Annotated in this window: 15 protein-coding genes, 1 other RNA gene and 1 pseudogene; 11 read left to right on the top strand and 6 right to left on the bottom strand. The window is 57.3% G+C overall.

Annotated elements, in window-relative coordinates:
• Positions 1-1,544, bottom strand: a 1,544-nt coding sequence (locus Q7O77_RS05275) for a penicillin-binding protein activator (protein ID WP_304164032.1), incomplete at its 3' end; no start/stop codon positions are given.
• Between the two features lie 60 nt (positions 1,545-1,604).
• Here Q7O77_RS05275 and rsmI point away from each other — a divergent pair.
• The 3 genes from rsmI (at position 1,605) to ygiD (ending at position 3,879) form a co-directional block, all read left to right on the top strand.
• Positions 1,605-2,471 (top strand): 16S rRNA (cytidine(1402)-2'-O)-methyltransferase, encoded by an 867-nt coding sequence (rsmI, locus tag Q7O77_RS05270; protein ID WP_304164030.1) that lies wholly within the window; start codon positions 1,605-1,607, stop codon positions 2,469-2,471.
• A gap of 46 nt (positions 2,472-2,517) precedes the next feature.
• An RNA gene (gene rnpB / locus Q7O77_RS05265) (RNase P RNA component class A) lies at positions 2,518-2,896 on the top strand.
• Positions 2,897-3,096: 200 nt separating this feature from the next.
• Positions 3,097-3,879 carry a 4,5-DOPA dioxygenase extradiol gene (ygiD, locus tag Q7O77_RS05260; protein ID WP_304164028.1) on the top strand — a complete coding sequence of 261 codons (783 nt, stop codon included), beginning with the start codon at positions 3,097-3,099 and terminating at the stop codon, positions 3,877-3,879.
• A gap of 65 nt (positions 3,880-3,944) precedes the next feature.
• On the opposite strand, the gene Q7O77_RS05255 is transcribed toward ygiD, so the two are convergent.
• The 4 genes from Q7O77_RS05255 to tolC form a co-directional block, all read right to left on the bottom strand.
• Positions 3,945-4,499, bottom strand: a complete 555-nt coding sequence (locus Q7O77_RS05255; RefSeq protein WP_304164026.1) for a tetratricopeptide repeat protein — start codon at positions 4,497-4,499, stop codon at positions 3,945-3,947.
• 224 nt (positions 4,500-4,723) lie between these two features.
• Positions 4,724-5,884 (bottom strand): glutathionylspermidine synthase family protein, encoded by a 1,161-nt coding sequence (locus Q7O77_RS05250; RefSeq protein WP_304164024.1) that lies wholly within the window; start codon positions 5,882-5,884, stop codon positions 4,724-4,726.
• Positions 5,885-5,896: 12 nt separating this feature from the next.
• Positions 5,897-6,610 (bottom strand): DUF1190 family protein, encoded by a 714-nt coding sequence (locus Q7O77_RS05245; protein WP_304164022.1) that lies wholly within the window; start codon positions 6,608-6,610, stop codon positions 5,897-5,899.
• 245 nt (positions 6,611-6,855) lie between these two features.
• Positions 6,856-8,244: an outer membrane channel protein TolC gene (gene tolC / locus Q7O77_RS05240; protein WP_304164020.1), complete on the bottom strand. Its 1,389-nt coding sequence runs from the start codon at positions 8,242-8,244 to the stop codon at positions 6,856-6,858.
• A gap of 359 nt (positions 8,245-8,603) precedes the next feature.
• On the opposite strand from tolC, the gene nudF reads away from it, so the two are divergent.
• The 6 genes from nudF to Q7O77_RS05210 all read left to right on the top strand — a co-directional run bounded on the left by nudF (position 8,604) and on the right by Q7O77_RS05210 (position 14,032).
• A complete protein-coding gene (gene nudF, locus Q7O77_RS05235; RefSeq protein ID WP_304164018.1) occupies positions 8,604-9,236 on the top strand; it encodes an ADP-ribose diphosphatase in 633 nt (210 codons plus the stop codon).
• Positions 9,237-9,240: 4 nt separating this feature from the next.
• Positions 9,241-9,663, top strand: coding sequence for a DUF1249 family protein (locus Q7O77_RS05230; protein ID WP_026744045.1), 423 nt, complete (start codon positions 9,241-9,243; stop codon positions 9,661-9,663).
• A gap of 27 nt (positions 9,664-9,690) precedes the next feature.
• On the top strand, positions 9,691-10,518 hold the full coding sequence (gene cpdA / locus Q7O77_RS05225; protein WP_304164014.1) for a 3',5'-cyclic-AMP phosphodiesterase: 828 nt from the start codon (positions 9,691-9,693) through the stop codon (positions 10,516-10,518).
• Entirely contained in the window at positions 10,518-11,099 is a 582-nt protein-coding gene (gene yqiA, locus Q7O77_RS05220; protein ID WP_304164012.1) for an esterase YqiA, read from the top strand. Before cpdA ends, yqiA begins: the two co-directional genes overlap by 1 nt.
• Before the next feature lie 117 nt (positions 11,100-11,216).
• Positions 11,217-13,112 (top strand): DNA topoisomerase IV subunit B, encoded by a 1,896-nt coding sequence (gene parE, locus Q7O77_RS05215; RefSeq protein ID WP_304164010.1) that lies wholly within the window; start codon positions 11,217-11,219, stop codon positions 13,110-13,112.
• A gap of 23 nt (positions 13,113-13,135) precedes the next feature.
• Positions 13,136-14,032, top strand: coding sequence for a LysR substrate-binding domain-containing protein (locus tag Q7O77_RS05210; RefSeq protein ID WP_304164008.1), 897 nt, complete (start codon positions 13,136-13,138; stop codon positions 14,030-14,032).
• A 35-nt stretch (positions 14,033-14,067) separates the two neighbouring features.
• On the opposite strand, the gene Q7O77_RS05205 is transcribed toward Q7O77_RS05210, so the two are convergent.
• Positions 14,068-14,649 carry an NAD(P)H-dependent oxidoreductase gene (locus tag Q7O77_RS05205; RefSeq protein ID WP_304164006.1) on the bottom strand — a complete coding sequence of 194 codons (582 nt, stop codon included), beginning with the start codon at positions 14,647-14,649 and terminating at the stop codon, positions 14,068-14,070.
• Positions 14,650-14,906: 257 nt separating this feature from the next.
• Between Q7O77_RS05205 and parC the strand changes: the two genes are divergently transcribed.
• On the top strand, positions 14,907-17,180 hold the full coding sequence (gene parC, locus Q7O77_RS05200) for a DNA topoisomerase IV subunit A (protein WP_304164004.1): 2,274 nt from the start codon (positions 14,907-14,909) through the stop codon (positions 17,178-17,180).
• Between the two features lie 213 nt (positions 17,181-17,393).
• A pseudogene (locus Q7O77_RS05195) lies at positions 17,394-17,674 on the top strand (1-acyl-sn-glycerol-3-phosphate acyltransferase); the annotation flags it as partial.

The raw sequence follows: 17,674 nt of genomic DNA, 5'->3' as shown, positions 1-17,674 counted from the left end.
GGCACCTGGGCCGGAATATTCAGGCCGCCGATGGTGGTGCCTGACTGCGGTTGAGATGATGCTGCTTCGGTGACAATCGGCTGGCCGCTAAGGGAAAGACCCGCGCCGTTATTGATGGCTTGCTTCAGCTCGGCGGTGCCGCCGATGCGCTGCTGCAACGGCGCGGCGCCCCCCTGTTGCTGCCAGGCGGCTGCGAAAGCGGCCGTAACGCGATCGCCCAGACTACCGCGCGGGGCCAGAACCAGCGGCTGCTGTTTGCCCTGACTGTGAATGAACTGCGCGGCATCCCGAGCTTCATCCTCTGGTGACAATGCGAAATAGCAGATATTCGGGCTAGGCTGGACGTGCTCCGGCTGATTGAGAGCCAGTACCTGCAACGTGGTTTGGGTCGCCGGTAATTGCTCTACGTCATTTTTAAGCAGCGGCCCCACAATCATGGTGGCCCCGTCTTTCTGGGCTTGAGCAATGACGTTGGCTAACTGCTGGCCGGTAGTATCGTAGAGTTTCACCGCCACGTTGCTGGACGTTGGGGCAGGCGCTGTGGCTGGAGTCGTCGGTTGTTCCTGTGTCGGCGTGGTGGACGCCTGAGTTTCGGATGCAGCGGCCGTCGCGTCTCCCGGCGCAGAGGCCGTCGGAGCGACCGCGGGCGTTGGCACTGGCGCGTTTTGCGTGGACTGGCCGTCTCGCGCTGCGCTGAAACCGGCCTGAATGGCTTTCGAATAGACCTGAGCCTGACCGTTTAACGGCAGCAGCAGGGCAATGCCACCGGAGGTTGACAGATCCGTCCCTGTCCCCTGTGGCTGTGTCAACGCCGTCGGCAGCGTTTTAGCGGCCGGATGATGCGGATAGCGCGTTTGCCAGTCGGCAATCGCCGTTTTCAGCTCCGTGGGCGCTGCGGCTTTGCTTTGATAGGTCGTCAGCAGGTCGAGCCAGCCCGCCAGGGTATTTTCGTCGGCGTTGATCGCGATGGAACTGAGAGTTTGTGGGCTCAGGCGCGTGAGCGCGGACCAGGTCAGGTCGATATTGCGCTGATGGGCATCGCCCTGCAACTGCGGTTCTTGTGCGACGTAAGCGCGGAGCAGCGTCAGCGACGGCTGTGCCTGATTGGCGCTAATCAATGCCTGGTAGTAGCGCTCTTGCTGCTGACGGGATAGCGCTTTGACATCCAGCTGGGACAACGTGCTGTTGGCGGCGTTCATATCATTGCGGGCGACCGCCAGTTCTGCGTTCAGCAGACGCTGTTCGAGCTGTTGTCTGTCGTTGAGCGACGCGGGCAAGGCGCTCCACTGCGCGCTGGCCTGAGGCAGCCTGCCTTCCTGGATCAGGGCACGAATAGCAAGTAATTGCCAGTCAGCCTTGTTATCATCCCCGCCTTGCTGCACCTGCTGCAGGTAATAATCAGATGTGGCGCCGGCCTTTACCGCCACCTGCTGGTTAGACGGACTTTGGGGCGCTTGGCTTGGACAGCCCGCGAGAAAGAGTGCCGCCAACATGACAGGAATGACTCGGCCTGTATGGGCGCGGACAGAATGTAAGGGAAGCATACTGTATCCAGTGATAAATTCAGAGATGCTCAATATTAAATCGGCAACCCGGATGAAACAATGAAACAAGACCAACAAGCAGAGATTTCTGCCTCTACCCTTTACATTGTCCCGACGCCTATCGGCAACTTGGGAGACATCACTCAGCGCGCGTTGGACGTCTTGAAAAGCGTCGATCTCATTGCGGCAGAGGATACTCGCCATACCGGTTTATTGTTACAGCATTTCGCGATTAATGCGCGGCTGTTCGCACTGCACGATCACAATGAACAACAAAAAGCAGAGCAATTGCTGAGCCGTTTGCAAAGTGGGATGAGCGTGGCGCTGGTATCAGACGCCGGAACGCCGTTGATTAACGATCCGGGTTATCACGTGGTGAGACTGTGCCGTGAAGCGGGGGTGCGCGTCGTGCCGTTGCCGGGCGCGTGTGCGGCGATTGCCGCGCTGTCCGCCGCCGGGCTGGCGTCGGACCGTTTCTGTTATGAAGGATTCCTTCCGGCAAAAACCAAGGCGAGAAAAGACACGCTGCAGGCGATGTTGGAAGAACCGCGTACGCTGATTTACTACGAGTCCACACATCGATTGCTGGATAGCCTGCGCGATATGGTCGCCGTGCTGGGGCCGCAGCGTTATGTCGTGCTGGCGCGTGAACTCACCAAAACCTGGGAGTCCATCTATGGCGCGCCGGTGGCCGAGCTGCTGGCGTGGGTCGAGGAGGACGAAAACCGCCGCAAAGGCGAAATGGTGCTCATCGTTGAAGGGTATCACCGCGACGACAGCGCGTTGCCCGCAGAGGCACTGCGAACGCTGGCGCTGCTGCAGACTGAGCTCCCCCTGAAAAAGGCGGCAGCGCTGGCCGCCGAGATCCACGGCGTGAAAAAGAACGCGTTGTACCGTCATGCGCTGGAGCAAGACGGGGAAAAGTGAGCCAACGGGGATGACAAGGGCGGCGATTTGCCCTATCATCCGCGCCGGAGTTGACCAGACAGTCGCCGCTTCGTTGCCGTCCCTTTCGGGGGAGACAGATGGAGGGGAGGAAAGTCCGGGCTCCATAGGGCAGGGTGCCAGGTAACGCCTGGGGGGCGCAAGCCCACGACAAGTGCAACAGAGAGCAAACCGCCGATGGCCCGCGCAAGCGGGATCAGGTAAGGGTGAAAGGGTGCGGTAAGAGCGCACCGCGCGGCTGGCAACAGACCGTGGCACGGTAAACTCCACCCGGAGCAAGGCCAAATAGGGGTTCACATGGTACGGCCCGTACTGAACCCGGGTAGGCTGCTTGAGCCAGTGAGCGATTGCTGGCCTAGATGAATGACTGTCCACGACAGAACCCGGCTTAACGGTCAACTCCCTCACTTTCGACCGGCGTGTTGCTGATGCAATGCGCCGGTTTTTTTACGTCTGCTATCTCCCTTCTGATGCCTCTCTTGTGACGGTATTAATTCAAATTTTTTGACGCTTTTGGTCATGGTTATCCGACTGTTTTCCCTCGGTCTGGGGCGTAGAGTACCGGTTATGCACTCACGCTATTTCCACGCTAACCAAAGGTACTGTTATGAACGTTTCCCGGATGCCCGCACTTTTCCTCGGTCATGGTAGCCCGATGAACGTGCTGGAAGACAATATTTATACGGAGACCTGGCGGACACTGGGCAAAACGTTGCCCCGGCCGAAGGCGATAGTGGCCGTTTCCGCCCATTGGTTTACCCGCGGCACCGCGGTGACGGCGATGGATGCGCCGCGCACGATCCATGATTTCGGCGGTTTTCCACAGGCGCTTTTCGATATCCAATATCCGGCTCCGGGATCTCCGGCGCTTGCCCGGCAGATTCAGCAACTGCTGGCGCCGGTAAAGGTGCATCTCGACGAACGCGAATGGGGGCTGGATCACGGCAGCTGGGGCGTCTTAATCAAGGCGTTCCCGCAGGCGGAGATCCCCGTGGTGCAGCTGAGCGTCGATGGTACGCAGTCGGCGGAGTATCACTACCAGCTGGGGCAGCGTTTATCCGCGCTGCGCGATCAGGGGGTGATGATTGTCGCCAGCGGCAACGTGGTCCACAACCTGCGTCAGGTGAAGTGGGAAGGGGATACGACGCCGTATCCCTGGGCGAGCACCTTTAACCAGTTTGTTCGCGACAACCTGACTTACTGCGGCGACGATCATCCGCTGGTGAACTTCATGCAGCACCCGGATGCGGCGCTGGCAAATCCGTCCCCGGATCACTTCCTGCCGCTGCTGTATGTGTTAGGCAGCCGACGGGATAAAGAGCCGGTGTCGATACTGATCGACGGTATCGAAATGGGCTCTCTCAGCATGCTGTCGGTGCAAGTGGGCTGATGCTATTGAACGCAGGGGCGCCGAGTAAGCGGTTCTGCGTTCCTTCCCGCTAGGTTATGTCGATTTTAGGGGGCCAGGTGTCCATCAATAAACGCGATCATTTTGTCTGCGCCCTCTTTCAACTGCGGCGTGGCGTCCGGGTTGTTTAAGGCTTTTTCCGCCCACAGCCTGGCCTGCTCAAAATCTCTCGGCAGCTGCGGATGTTTGCTCAACACGACAGATATCATCAGCTGTGCGGGTGCAAAACCGGCTTCAGCCGACTTTTTCAGGTAAATCAGCCCGCTTACCGGATCGTTTTCATTGGGCATTCTGCCAAGGTAAATCTTGCTCAGTCGAAATTGCGCCCGCACGTCGTTGGCGTCCGCTTCCTGCTTCAACCACTCGATCCCTTCTGCTCGGTATGGCGGCCAGTTACTGCGAAGCAGCTGATCGGTAAGCTGATGTCGGTCTTCTTCGCTGCCGTTTTCCGCTTTTTCTCTCAATGCTTTAAGCTGCTGTTCTTCCTGAGTGATTTCCTGCGCTAAAGAGTGGGGTGTCGTTTCCTGCGCGGCGGGTTCGTTTTGTGCGTACGACGTTGTATGAAGACCCAACAGGAGTGCCATCACTAGCGTTTTTTTCATGATCGTCCCTTGTGTTCAATTCCATCAAAAAATGAAAATAGCCCCATCGAGATGAATCGAGTCATCAATGATTTTTACTGCGGCTGGATGAGATATTTAACCAAATGGAGACGTTTTCAAAGGGAGAATAAAAGGGAGAAAATGATTTTCTTGCTGAGAACATGAAAGCGGTGGGTAAAAAAGCGGGAACGCAGACGGCGCGGGAGCCGCCGTCTGCAAGGGCGTTAATCCAGAATGATGTGCGGATAAAAACGCGATAAATCCTGTGTAATCAACGAGGTGTCTTCCCGTAAGCCGATGCCGCAGGCTTTGTCGCCGACCAGCCAGCTGCCGATCAGCGTGTAGCTGTCGCCGAATTTCGGCAGCGGATGATACTGCTGCACGATGTTGCCCTCTTCGCCGTAGGGACCGTCGGCAGAGGCGATTTTCTGACCGTTCTGGACGATGTCGATGTTCGCGCCTTCACGTGAAAACAGCGGTTTCACGACATAGTTTTCCATTGCCGGATGTTCGTCTTCCGCAAAATAGGCGGGAAGCAGGTTCGGATGATTGGGGAACATCTGCCAAAGCAGCGGCAGCAGCGCCTTATTGGAGATAATGCTCTTCCATCCGGGCTCCAGCCAGCGCACCCCGGCATCCGCCAGCTTGGTGGAAAACGTCTCCCGGAGCATGAATTCCCACGGATAGAGCTTGAACAGATTACTGATGACCTGATCTTGCGGATCGGTGAACTGGCCGCGCTCACCCAGACCGATTTCGTCGATGTAGAGAAAATCCGTCGCGATGCCGGCTTCCTCTGCGCAATCCTGCAGATATTGTACAGTGCCGCGATCTTCCTCGGTGTCCTGACAGCAGGTGAAGTGCAGCAGTCCGAAGCCATGCTGCTGACGCAGCTCGGCGAAGCGCTCAATCAGCTGTTCCTGAATGCTGTTGAACTGATCGGCGTTTTGCGGCAGTTTTCCGGCGTTGATCTGATCTTCCAGCCATCCCCATTGGAAGAATGCCGCTTCGTAAAGCGAGGTGGGCGTGTCGGCGTTGTTTTCCAGCAGCTTCGCAGGATTGACGCCGTCATAGACCAGGTCCAGTCGGGAATACAGCGCGGGCTGCTGGCTTTTCCACGATTCACGCACGAAATCCCAGGTGTGTTTGGGGATACGAAATCGGGTCAGCAGCGCTTCGCTGTTGACGACTTTGTCCACTACCTGCAGGCACATTTGGTTCAGTTCTTCCGTTGTAGACTCCAGCTCTTCGATCTGGGCCAGCGTGAACTGATAGTAAGCGTTTTCGCACCAGTAGGGTTCGTCATACATCGTGTGGAAATTGAAGCCGAATTCGGCGGCTTTTTCACGCCAGTCAGGGCGTTCCGCTATCGCGATTCTTTTCATTATGTCTGAGCCTTACCCACCCATAGAACTGTGGCTACGGTAACTTGAACCCGAGCGGGAAGAGGAGTTCTCTCGCTCTTTTCTCAGCTGCTGCTGTTGTCTGTTAATGGACTCGCCGAAGCCGCCACGCATCGTCGTGGTGGTGGTCGCGGGTTTTGGCGTCATCGCGGTTTTAGGCACGGTGATCGTGCGGCCGGTAGCCGCGCTGCCATAGCTTTTGCCGCTCGCGTCGACAAACTGACCGTTAGCCGGGCTGGCCGCGGAACGCGGGCTGAACAGCGGCTGCTGGGCATATCCGCCGCCGCCCATCATGCGGCCCATCATATAGCCCGCCATCAAAGGCATCCAGAAGCTGCCGCTTTCATGCGGCTGCGCCGTCATACCGGCCTGGGCCGGTGAGTTTTGATTCGATGCGGTGGTCGCGGGCGTCTGCGTACACTGCGCTTCGCCGAATTCAGCAACACAGTCTTCCTGACTCCGGTACTTCGGCGCGGTCTTCTCGGCTTCTTTCAGTGCGTTGTTATAGGTTGTGGTGCACTGGTCCTTCATGGACGGGTTAGCGCGAGTACAGTCGTCTGCATTCTGATAGAGGGACACGGTTTCATCCGTCTTTTCGCAGCCAGCCAGCATAAGTATGGAGCCAATGGCCAACGTCAGCGGCGCCAGAGGAAAGCGACGCCAGCTTTTACGGAAGCGATCATAGTTGATGTTACGTGTTCTTTTCATTGTGTGGTGTCTTCCCGAGGAAAAGGGCATCTTGCCCAACATAACAGTAAAGGTTTGTAGAATAGGTGAACGGCTTGGGTTTTAAAAGCGAGGCCCGGGTGGGCGTGGGCTTTTTTACGCAGCTATACAATTCGCGCTGAAAGAAATTCTCACGCTAAAAGAAATTTGCGACGAGGGGAGCCGTCATTAAGTGATGCGGCGAGAGCACGCTCGCGCCGCATCCTGTCAGACGTTGCAAAAAGCGATCAGTTGCCGGCGGCGAAAACGGTCCGGGTACTGTCGTCCGCGGTCGGTGCCGGCGTCGTCGATACCGGTTTGCCCAACGTGGCGTTCAGCGCGCGCAGATCGTTTTCGTTCAACGTTCCCAGCGCATATTTCAAGTTCAGCTCGTTAATCAGGTAGTCGTAACGTGCGCTGGATAGCTGCTGCTTCGCGTTATACAGCGTCGTTGTTGCGTCAAGCACGTCAACGATGGTACGTGTCCCGACCTGATAGCCCGCTTCCATTGCGTCCAAAGAACTTTGCGCGGACACGACGGCCTGCTTATAGGCGGCGATGCTGCTGATGGACGCGGCAATGTTGTTGTGAGACGAACGCAGCGTCTGAATCATGCTGCGGTGCGCGCTCTCCAGATCTTCGCTGGCGGCCACATAGCTATGCTGCGCCTGTTTAACCTGAGAGTTGGTCGCGCCCCCGCTATACAGTGGCAGGTTGAAGCTCAGGCCGACCTGATGCTGTCCGATATCGCTGTCGTTGTAGCTGCCTCCCGACGCGCGAGATCCGGAATAACGAGTATTGCTGACGCCGCTAGAGGCGGATAAATCCAGCGTCGGCATGTAGCCGGTCTGCGCTGAGCGAATTTGCTCGCGGGCCAGGTCCTGGCTGAGACGAGAAGACAGCAGGCTCAGGTTGCGGCTTTCCGCCGTTTTCATCAGCGTATTGATAGGCTCGGGTTTTTGAGCGGCGAAGTTGGCGGTATTCACGCTGGCCAGTTCCGGATAAACGTTGCCGGTGACCTGACGCAGGACTTCCATATAGTTGTCCAGCGCATTGCGGGCGGTGACTTCGCTAGCCAGCACGCTGTCGTACTGCGCACGGGCGTTCTGCACATCGGTAATGGCGACCAGACCGACGTTATAGCGCTGAGTGGTTTGATCCAGTTCGCGATAAATAGAGGCTTTCTGGGCGGTGACATACGACAGCGAATCAATCGCTCGCAGCACGTTGAAATAGGCGGTGGCGGAGTTCAGCAACAGCGTTTGCTGCGCGGTCTGATAGGTGACGTCTTCGATGCCGGCTTGTTTTTCCTGCAGCGTCAGCGCGCGCCATTTGGACATATCGAACAGGGTTTGAGTCAGTTGCAGCGAAGCGCTCTTCACGTTGTTATTCACGTCTTTGCTGTCACGGAAACCGCTGGTGTAGGTATAATCCGCACCCAGACCAAGCTGCGGCAACAAGGGAGAACGCGCTTCGTTGATTTTCTCAAAGGCGGCGTCACGAGTCGCTGCAGAACTGCGTAAATCGGGGTTTGTCGTTTTAGCCTGCTGATAAATCTGTAACAGATCTTCCGCCTGACTCATGAAGCTGAAGCCGCTCAGACCCAAGCCGATAAGAAGAGGGAGCAATTTCTTCATTTGCATTCCTTGTTGTGCAGCAAAGTTGCTATGGTAGCGCCATCTGAAGACGATTAGTTGCCGATTCTAGCAGAATCTTACAATAAGATGAGGTGGCTGAATGTGCCATCCTGCGGCGACATCCGCGCCCTGACGCATTTTATCGACCGTCATAAAGTGGGGAAAATCCCCGTTGATGCGTTCGGTGCGGCCAAAAGGCGCTGAACATACATTCTTCGTTTTTGACGGTTTCGTCTGTCTTGACGGTCACGTCGGGCGTCAGGTTTGGGTCAATATCGTTTCAATCGCCGGTGACTCCGGCCAACATCCCCAGCAGCAATATACACTGAGATTACGAGACATATCACAGGAGTACAAAGATGGCGTCTTCAAAGACTCGTCCCTTCACCTTTACCAAAGACGATGTTGAAATTATTGCACGTGAAACGCTGTACAAAGGTTTTTTTTCGCTGGACCGATACCGTTATCGCCATCGACTGTTCAAGGGCGGTATGAGCGGCGAAGTCAGCCGTGAGATTCTCGAACGCGGTCATGCGGTCGTGTTGCTGCCGTACGACCCGGTGCGGGACGAAGTGGTGTTGATTGAACAGATTCGTATTGCCGCCTACGATACCAGTGATTCGCCGTGGCTGTTTGAGCTTGTCGCTGGCATTATTGATCCCGGCGAAAGCCATGAAGACGTCGCGCGGCGTGAAGCGCAGGAAGAAGCGGGTCTGACTGTCGGACATTGCCGCGAAGTGCTCAGCTATCTGGCCAGTCCGGGCGGCACCAGCGAGCGCCTGACCATTATGGTGGGAGAAGTGGATACCCGTACCGCACAGGGCGTGCATGGGCTGGCCGAGGAAAACGAAGACATTCGCGTTCAGGTGGTCAGCCGCGAACAGAGCTATCGCTGGGTCGAAGAGGGAGTGATTGATAACGCGGCCTCTGTCATTGCCTTGCAATGGCTGGCGTTGCACCATGAAAAACTGAAAACTGAGTGGGTGGACTGAATTGATGAAACGTTATACTCCCGACTTTCCCGAAATGATGCGGTTGTGCGAAATGAACTTCGCACAGTTGCGCCGTCTGCTGCCGCGTCAGGATGAAGTGGGTGAAAAAGTGGAGTATCACGTGCAGCAGGCTCGCTATCGTTTAACGATTCTTGAGTCTACCCGCTACACCTCGCTGGTGGAGATCCAACAGATTGCGCCAGCGGTAAGCTACTGGAGCCTGCCGACGCTGGTTGTGCGCCTCTACCACGATGCGATGGTCGCGGAAGTGTGTTCCAGTCAGCAGATCTTTCGCTTTAAGGCACGTTATGATTATCCCAATAAAAAGCTACACCAACGTGACGAAAAGCATCAAATCAATCAGTTCCTCGCTGATTGGCTAAAATACTGTTTAGCGTATGGTTCGATGTCGGTTCCGGTTTATTAGGCAGATTTCACAGACCAAGGACACCATTTGGAAAGCCTGTTGACACTTCCTGTGGCGCGTGGGGCCAGAATCAGGATTTTACAGATAACAGATACCCACCTGTTTGCTGGCAAGCAGGAAACCCTGCTTGGTGTGGATACCTACCGCAGTTACCACGCGGTGCTGGAGGCTATCGCCGCACGGCAACACGACGTCGACTTGATCACCGCCACGGGCGATTTGGCTCAGGACCATTCGCTGGCGGCGTATGAACACTTCGCTGAGGGGATCCGCCGCTTTGACGCCCCCTGCGTCTGGCTACCCGGCAATCACGACTTCCAACCGGCGATGGTGGATGCGCTGGCGCTGGCCGGCATCGCACCCTCCAAGCATGTGCTGCTAGGGGAAAACTGGCAGGTGATCTTGCTGGACAGCCAGGTGTTCGGCGTACCGCATGGCGAGCTGAGCGAGTATCAACTGGAGTGGCTGGAACGGATACTGAGCAGCCATCCCGAACGCTATACCCTGCTGATGTTGCACCATCACCCCTTGCCTTCGGGCTGTACCTGGCTTGACCAACACAGCCTGCGCAACGCTCACAGTCTCGATGCCGTCCTGTCCCGCTACCCCAACGTCAACACGGTGCTTTGCGGGCATATTCATCAGGAACTGGATCTGGACTGGCACGGTCGACGCCTGCTGGCGACGCCCTCCACCTGCGTGCAGTTCAAGCCGCATTGCACCAACTTCACGATAGACAGCGTCGCTCCCGGCTGGCGTTATCTGGAATTATTGCCGGACGGCGGCGTTGAAACGCAGGTGGTTCGTCTGGAAGGCAATGCCTTTTTGCCTGATATGGATTCGGACGGTTACTGATGCCTACCTTGCTTTATCTCCACGGTTTCAACAGTTCGCCCTATTCGGCGAAGGCGACGGCGCTGGGCCAATGGTTAGCCGAACACCATCCCGACATCGACATGATCGTTCCCCAACTGCCCGCCTATCCGGCGGAAGCGGCGGAGCTGATGGAGAATCTGGTCATGGAGCGCGCCGGTCGGCCGCTGGGCATTGTGGGTTCCTCGCTGGGCGGATATTACGCCACCTGGTTGTCCCAATGCTTCCTGCTGCCTGCGGTGGTGGTGAACCCCGCCGTCAGGCCGTTCGAGCTGTTGATCGATCATTTAGGGCCTCAGCACAATCCCTACACCGATGAACAATATGTGCTAGAGTCTCGGCACGTTTACGATCTTAAAACCATGCAGGTCGAACCGCTGGAATCCCCGGATCTGCTTTGGTGCCTGCTGCAAACCGGCGATGAGCTCCTGGACTACCGGCAGGCCGTGGCCTATTACACCGCCTGTCGTCAGACGGTGGAGTCCGGCGGCAATCACGCGTTTATGGGATTTGAGCACTTTTTTGCGCCTATCGTTGATTTTCTGGGGCTGACCAGGCGCTGACTGCCATGACGTTGATGGCGGTGAACGGGCCGGAGCAACAGCGCAGGGGGCCCGTCATCCGAGTGCCGGTTGCACGACGTCATATCATTTCAAACAACGACTTAACTCATTCAAACCATGACACAATCAAGTTATAACGCTGACGCCATTGAAGTCCTCAGCGGACTGGAGCCGGTGCGCCGTCGTCCAGGTATGTACACGGATACCTCCCGCCCGAACCACCTGGGACAAGAAGTGATCGATAACAGCGTCGATGAAGCGCTGGCCGGTCATGCTCGTCGCATCGAGGTGATTCTGCATGCCGATCAATCGCTCGAAGTCATTGACGACGGCCGCGGAATGCCGGTCGATATCCACCCGGAAGAAGGGGTGCCTGCGGTCGAGCTGATCCTGTGTCGTCTGCATGCAGGCGGCAAATTCTCCAACAAAAGCTATCAGTTCTCCGGCGGCTTGCACGGCGTGGGGATCTCGGTGGTCAACGCCTTGTCCACGCGTGTCGAAGTGACCGTCCGCCGCGGCGGCGAAGTCTACGATATGGCGTTTGAGAACGGCGACAAAGTGCAAGATCTGACGGTCACCGGCACCTGCGGTCGCCGCAACACCGGTACGCGCGTTCACTTCTGGCCTGACGGCAGCTTCTTCGACAGCCCGCGCTTCTCCGTTTCCCGACTGACGCATCTGCTGAAAGCCAAAGCGGTGCTGTGCCCGGGCGTGGAAATCATCTTCAAAGACGGCGTTAATAAGACCGAGCAGCGCTGGTGCTATCAGGACGGGCTGAACGACTATCTTTGCGAAGCGGTCAACGGCCTGCCGACGCTGCCGGAGAAACCGTTCACCGGCGCCATCACGGGCGAGAGCGAAGCGGTGGAGTGGGCGTTACTGTGGTTGCCGGAAGGCGGAGAGCTGCTGACGGAAAGCTACGTTAACCTGATCCCGACCCTGCAGGGTGGTACGCACGTCAACGGCCTGCGTCAGGGACTGTTGGACGCCATGCGCGAGTTTTGCGAATTCCGCAACATTTTGCCGCGCGGTGTGAAGCTGAGCGCGGATGATATCTGGGAGCGCTGCGCCTATGTCCTGTCCGTGAAAATGCAGGATCCACAGTTCGCCGGGCAGACCAAAGAGCGTTTGTCGTCACGCCAATGTGCAGGCTTCGTTTCCGGCGTCGTCAAAGACGCTTTCAGCCTGTGGCTGAACCAAAACGTTCAGGCGGCCGAGCAGCTGGCGGAAATGGCGATCTCCAGCGCCCAGCGACGTCTGCGCGCCGCGAAGAAAGTGGTGCGTAAAAAGCTGACCAGCGGACCGGCGCTGCCGGGCAAGCTGGCGGACTGTACGGCGCAGGATCTGAATAAAACCGAACTGTTTCTGGTGGAAGGGGACTCCGCGGGCGGCTCTGCCAAACAGGCGCGTGACCGTGAATATCAGGCGATTATGCCGCTGAAAGGCAAGATCCTGAATACCTGGGAAGTCTCTTCCGACGAGGTGCTGGCGTCGCAGGAAGTTCACGATATCTCCGTGGCGATCGGCATCGATCCGGATAGCGAAGATCTGAGCCAGCTGCGTTACGGTAAAGTGTGCATTCTGGCGGATGCCGACTCGGATGGTCTGCATATCGCCACGCTGCTGTGCGCGCTGTTTGTCCGACACTTCCGTTCGCTGGTCGCGGGGGGACATGTGTATGTGGCGATGCCGCCGCTGTACCGTATCGACCTCGGCAAAGAAGTGCATTACGCGCTGGATGAAGAGGAAAAGAACAGCATTCTGGATCGTCTAAAACGCAAAAAAGGCAAACCCAACGTCCAGCGTTTCAAAGGGTTGGGCGAAATGAACCCGCTGCAGCTGCGTGAGACAACGCTGGACCCGAACACGCGCCGTCTGGTGCAGTTGACCATCGGCGAAGACGATGTTGAAAAGACGATGGCGACGATGGATATGCTGCTGGCGAAGAAGCGCTCGGAAGATCGCCGCAACTGGCTGCAGGAGAAAGGCGATGAAGCGGAAATTGAGGTCTAACGGCTAAACGCAGTGATACGTCGATGAAAGTTACGCTGGAAGAAATGCAGGCGTTTGTTGTGGTGGCGGACAGCGGTTCCTTTACCGCCGCCGCCGACCAACTGGGGCAAACCACATCCGGTATCAGCCGGGCGTTAAGCCGACTGGAGAACAAGCTGGGCGTGACGCTGCTGCATCGTACGACGCGACGGCTGGTCTTGTCCGAAGAGGGCCAGCTGTTTTTAGTGCATGCGCGCGGCGTCATTCAGGCGGTCGAGCATGCGGAAGAGGCGCTGGCGCTATCCCGCGAGCAGCCCTGCGGCCGTTTGCGAATTAATGCCGCAACCACCTTTATGCAGCACGTGATCGTTCCTCTCATCCCCGAATTTCGCCGCCGTTATCCGCATATCGTCCTGGAGCTGAATACGGATGATGTCTTTATCGACCTGCTCGAACAGCATACCGATATCGCTATCCGCATCGGTGCGCTGAGGGATTCGACGATTCACGCTCGACGGCTCGGCGCCAGTCAGGTAAGAGTTCTGGCTAGCCCGGACTATGTTCGGCGGCATGGCATGCCGCGTTCAGTGGAAGCGCTGAATGAGCATACTCTGCTGGGGTTCACGCAGTCAGAAAGCCTGAATCAATGGCCGCTGCGGCATGCGGGCGGAGAGTTCTTTACGATCACGCCGACCATTTCGGCGTCTAACGGCGAGATGCTGCGCCAACTGGCGCTGCGGGGAGAGGGAATTACCCGGCTGTCCGACTTTATGACCTGCGAGGACGTCGCGGCGGGGCGGTTAGTGCAGATTCTGCCGGAGCACACGGTCGATATGCGCCTGCCGGTGAATGCAGTGTATTACCGTACGCACCAGTTAGCGGGAAGAATCGCCTGCTTTCTTGATTTTCTGAGTGAAGAGATGGCGCAGCACCCGCTATAACCTGGACACAGGAGCGAGGGCTACGCCGATGAGGGTTAGTCGAAGATTTTTTCCAGATGTTCGCGGTAACGGGCGATGTCGCCATCGATATCCGGCTGTTTGATCACGTCGTTACAGATGAACGTCGGGAGCGCAGCCAGTCCGATGAACTCGTTGGCTTTGTGGAACGGCAGGTAGACGCCATCCACGCCGACGCCGTGGAAGAACTGGTCTTTGTCGGTGAAGGCTTCCAGCGGTGCGTTCCAGGTCAGGGACAGCATATAGGTTTTGCCTTGCAGCAGGCCGCCTGAGCCATACTTTTTGCTGTCGTCTGAACGGGTGCGGCCGTCGCTGGCATACAGCGAGCCGTGACCTTCGGTAAAGACTTCATCGATATACTTTTTCAGCGTCCACGGTGCGCCCATCCACCAGCCGGGCATCTGATAGATGATGGTGTCGGCCCACAGGTAATTTTGGACTTCCTGCTGGATATCGTAACCATCGTCTATCTTGATAACGCGGACGTCATAGCCTTTTTCGCGCAGGAAGCTGGCCGCCACGTCTGACATCGTGTCGTTCAACTGTCCTTTGGAATGGGCAAAAGCCTTGCCCGCATTGATAAGCAGAATGTTGTGCATAGCCGATATCTCACCTTCGATGAGTCGTAAATGAATAGAGAGACAGTGTACTCAGCGGCGTCGGGGAGAAAAATGTGCGATGGCGCACAACACTCTTGACTGAACAGCAACAATCACAGAGAAACGCCCCATGCAGCGGCCGTATCGGGCACTGTGACAGTCAGCCACAAGTTGCGGTACTATCGCGGGCAGCTTCTATCACACTGACGGGGTTGATCTGTTTTTAGACAGCCAACGCCACGGTTTAAGGATAATGAATGAGTGAATTGACTCATGATGGCGCAGAACGCCTTGCGCTGCACACGTTTACAGAGAACGCCTATCTCAACTATTCCATGTACGTCATCATGGATAGGGCGCTGCCGTTTATTGGCGACGGCCTGAAGCCGGTTCAGCGCCGCATCGTCTATGCGATGTCGGAGCTGGGATTGAACGCCAGCGCCAAATTCAAGAAATCCGCTCGTACCGTCGGCGACGTGCTGGGTAAATACCATCCGCACGGCGACAGCGCCTGTTATGAAGCGATGGTGCTGATGGCCCAGCCGTTCTCCTATCGCTATCCGCTGGTCGACGGCCAGGGAAACTGGGGGGCGCCGGACGATCCGAAGTCCTTCGCCGCGATGCGTTACACTGAATCCCGCCTGTCCAAGTACGCCGAAGTACTGCTGGGCGAGTTGGGTCAGGGCACGGTGGATTACACGCCGAACTTCGACGGCACGATGCAGGAGCCGAAAATGTTGCCGGCTCGACTGCCGAACGTGCTGCTGAACGGCACCACCGGCATCGCCGTCGGGATGGCGACGGATATTCCTCCGCACAACGTACGTGAAGTCGCCGCCGCGACGGTCGCGCTGATCGACAACCCGGACGCGACGCTGGACGAGCTGCTGGAACGAGTTCAGGGACCGGACTTCCCGACAGAGGCGGAAATCATCACGCCGCGCGAAGAGCTGCGCAAGATGTACCGAACCGGTCGCGGCTCTGTCCGCATGCGCGCGGTATGGAAAAAAGAAGATGGCTCCGCCGTTATCACCGCGTTGCCCCATCAGGTGTCGGGCGCCAAGGTGCTGGAGCAGATCGCCAGCCAGATGCGCGCCAAGAAGCTGCCGATGCTGGAAGACCTGCGGGATGAGTCGGATCACGAAAATCCTACGCGTCTGGTGCTGGTTCCCCGCTCGAACCGTGTCGATCTGGAGATGGTGATGAACCACCTGTTCGTCACCACCGATCTGGAAAAAAGCTACCGCATCAACATGAACATGATCGGTCTGGATTCTCGCCCCAGCGTCAAAGGGCTGCGTGAGATTCTGACCGAGTGGCTGGTCTTCCGACGCGCTACCGTCCGTCGTCGACTGAACTACCGGCTGGAGAAGGTGCTCAAGCGCCTGCATATTCTGGAAGGTCTGCTGGTTGCGTTCCTGAATATCGATGAAGTGATCCACATCATCCGTACCGAAGACGAACCCAAGCCGGTATTGATGAAGCAGTTCAGCCTGAGCGAAACGCAGGCGGAAGCGATTCTGGAGCTGAAACTGCGTCACCTCGCCAAGCTGGAAGAGATGAAAATCCGCGGCGAGCAGGACGACTTGGCGAAAGAGCGCGATCAGCTGCAGGCGCTGCTGGCCTCCGAGCGCAAACTCAACACGCTGCTGAAAAAAGAGATTGAAGCCGACGCCAAGGCGTATGGCGACGATCGCCGTTCGCCGCTGCATGAACGTGGCGAAGCGAAGGCGATGAATGAGCACGATCTGCTGCCGTCCGAACCGGTGACGATTGTGCTGTCCGAAATGGGCTGGGTGCGCAGCGCCAAAGGCCATGATATCGATCCCGCCGGGCTGAGTTATCGCGCTGGCGATACGTTCCGCGCCGCTGCGCGTGGGAAGAGCAACCAGCCGGTGGTCTTTATCGACACCACCGGGCGGAGCTATGCGATCGACCCGCTGACGTTGCCTTCGGCCAGAGGACAAGGCGAGCCGCTGACCGGCAAGCTGACGCCGCCGCCGGGCGCGACGGTGGAGCAGGTGCTGATGGCGGCGGACGACCAGAAACTGCTGCTGTCTTCCGACGCCGGATACGGCTTCGTGTGTACCTTTAGCGATCTGGTGGCGCGCAACCGCGTCGGGAAGAGCGTACTGACGTTGCCGAACAACGCGAAGGTCATGCCGCCGCTCAGCGTACAGAGCGACGACGATTTGCTGCTGACCATCACCGCCGCCGGGCGAATGCTGCTCTTCCCTGTGGCAGATCTGCCGCAGCTGTCGAAAGGAAAGGGCAACAAAATCGTTTCTATCCCTGCCGCTCAGGCGGCCAGCGGTGAAGACAAGATCGGCTGGTTGTTTATCATCACGTCGACCTCTTCCGTGACGCTGTATGTGGGTAAACGCAAGCTGACCCTGCGGCCGGAAGATTTGCAGAAATTCCGTGCGGAACGCGGCCGTAAAGGCACGCTGTTGCCTCGCGGTCTGCAACGAGTGGATCGCGTAGAGGTTGTGTCTCCGCAGGCCCCCGCCGATAAGAGCGGCGACGCCTGATTCGCGCGTATTATCAGCGCCGCGGGCGACCGCGGCTGAAATGACGGACGCCTTATCTGTCGGTGTGTTTCACCGGGGGATAAGGCGTTTTTAAGTTGTACTTCTGACCGCGGCGTGCAGGCTGAATATTGGATACATTCGGAAGCAAGGTTCGCCGTGTGTTTTGGAAGGAAGCCGCTATACTACCGGCGGCAGTTGGCTAATGAGGTTGTTATGGTATTTCTTCTTCGTTTTGTGGTCGTGATAGTGTCCGCTATCCTGATTTGTCTGTTTGGCTTTATCTACTGTTTATTCAGCCCGAAAAACCCGCGGCACGTATCGACGTTTGGTCGTATGTTTGGGCGGCTTTCGAGGTTGTTCGGCCTGAAGGTCGACATTCGCCTTCCTGAGGATGTTTCTCGCTACGGCGACTGTATCTACATCGCCAATCATCAAAACAACTATGACATGATCACGGCGGCCAACGTCGTACAGCCTCGCACCATCACGGTCGG

It is taken from the genome of Lonsdalea britannica, assembly GCF_946477055.1.
GTDB classification, from domain to species: Bacteria; Pseudomonadota; Gammaproteobacteria; order Enterobacterales; family Enterobacteriaceae; genus Lonsdalea; species Lonsdalea britannica_A.
Note: the sequence above shows the minus strand (reverse complement) of the source record. Positions and strands in the feature narration are given on the sequence as shown.

Coding starts and splice junctions, on each gene's coding strand:
- tolC (WP_304164020.1), bottom strand. CDS start 8,244: ATGAAGAAATTGCTCCCTCTTCTTATCGGCTTGGGTCTGAGCGGCTTC.
- rsmI (WP_304164030.1), top strand. CDS start 1,605: ATGAAACAAGACCAACAAGCAGAGATTTCTGCCTCTACCCTTTACATT.
- Q7O77_RS05250 (WP_304164024.1), bottom strand. CDS start 5,884: ATGAAAAGAATCGCGATAGCGGAACGCCCTGACTGGCGTGAAAAAGCC.
- Q7O77_RS05205 (WP_304164006.1), bottom strand. CDS start 14,649: ATGCACAACATTCTGCTTATCAATGCGGGCAAGGCTTTTGCCCATTCC.
- Q7O77_RS05255 (WP_304164026.1), bottom strand. CDS start 4,499: ATGAAAAAAACGCTAGTGATGGCACTCCTGTTGGGTCTTCATACAACG.
- parE (WP_304164010.1), top strand. CDS start 11,217: ATGACACAATCAAGTTATAACGCTGACGCCATTGAAGTCCTCAGCGGA.
- Q7O77_RS05230 (WP_026744045.1), top strand. CDS start 9,241: ATGAAACGTTATACTCCCGACTTTCCCGAAATGATGCGGTTGTGCGAA.
- parC (WP_304164004.1), top strand. CDS start 14,907: ATGAGTGAATTGACTCATGATGGCGCAGAACGCCTTGCGCTGCACACG.
- nudF (WP_304164018.1), top strand. CDS start 8,604: ATGGCGTCTTCAAAGACTCGTCCCTTCACCTTTACCAAAGACGATGTT.
- yqiA (WP_304164012.1), top strand. CDS start 10,518: ATGCCTACCTTGCTTTATCTCCACGGTTTCAACAGTTCGCCCTATTCG.
- ygiD (WP_304164028.1), top strand. CDS start 3,097: ATGAACGTTTCCCGGATGCCCGCACTTTTCCTCGGTCATGGTAGCCCG.
- Q7O77_RS05245 (WP_304164022.1), bottom strand. CDS start 6,610: ATGAAAAGAACACGTAACATCAACTATGATCGCTTCCGTAAAAGCTGG.
- Q7O77_RS05210 (WP_304164008.1), top strand. CDS start 13,136: ATGAAAGTTACGCTGGAAGAAATGCAGGCGTTTGTTGTGGTGGCGGAC.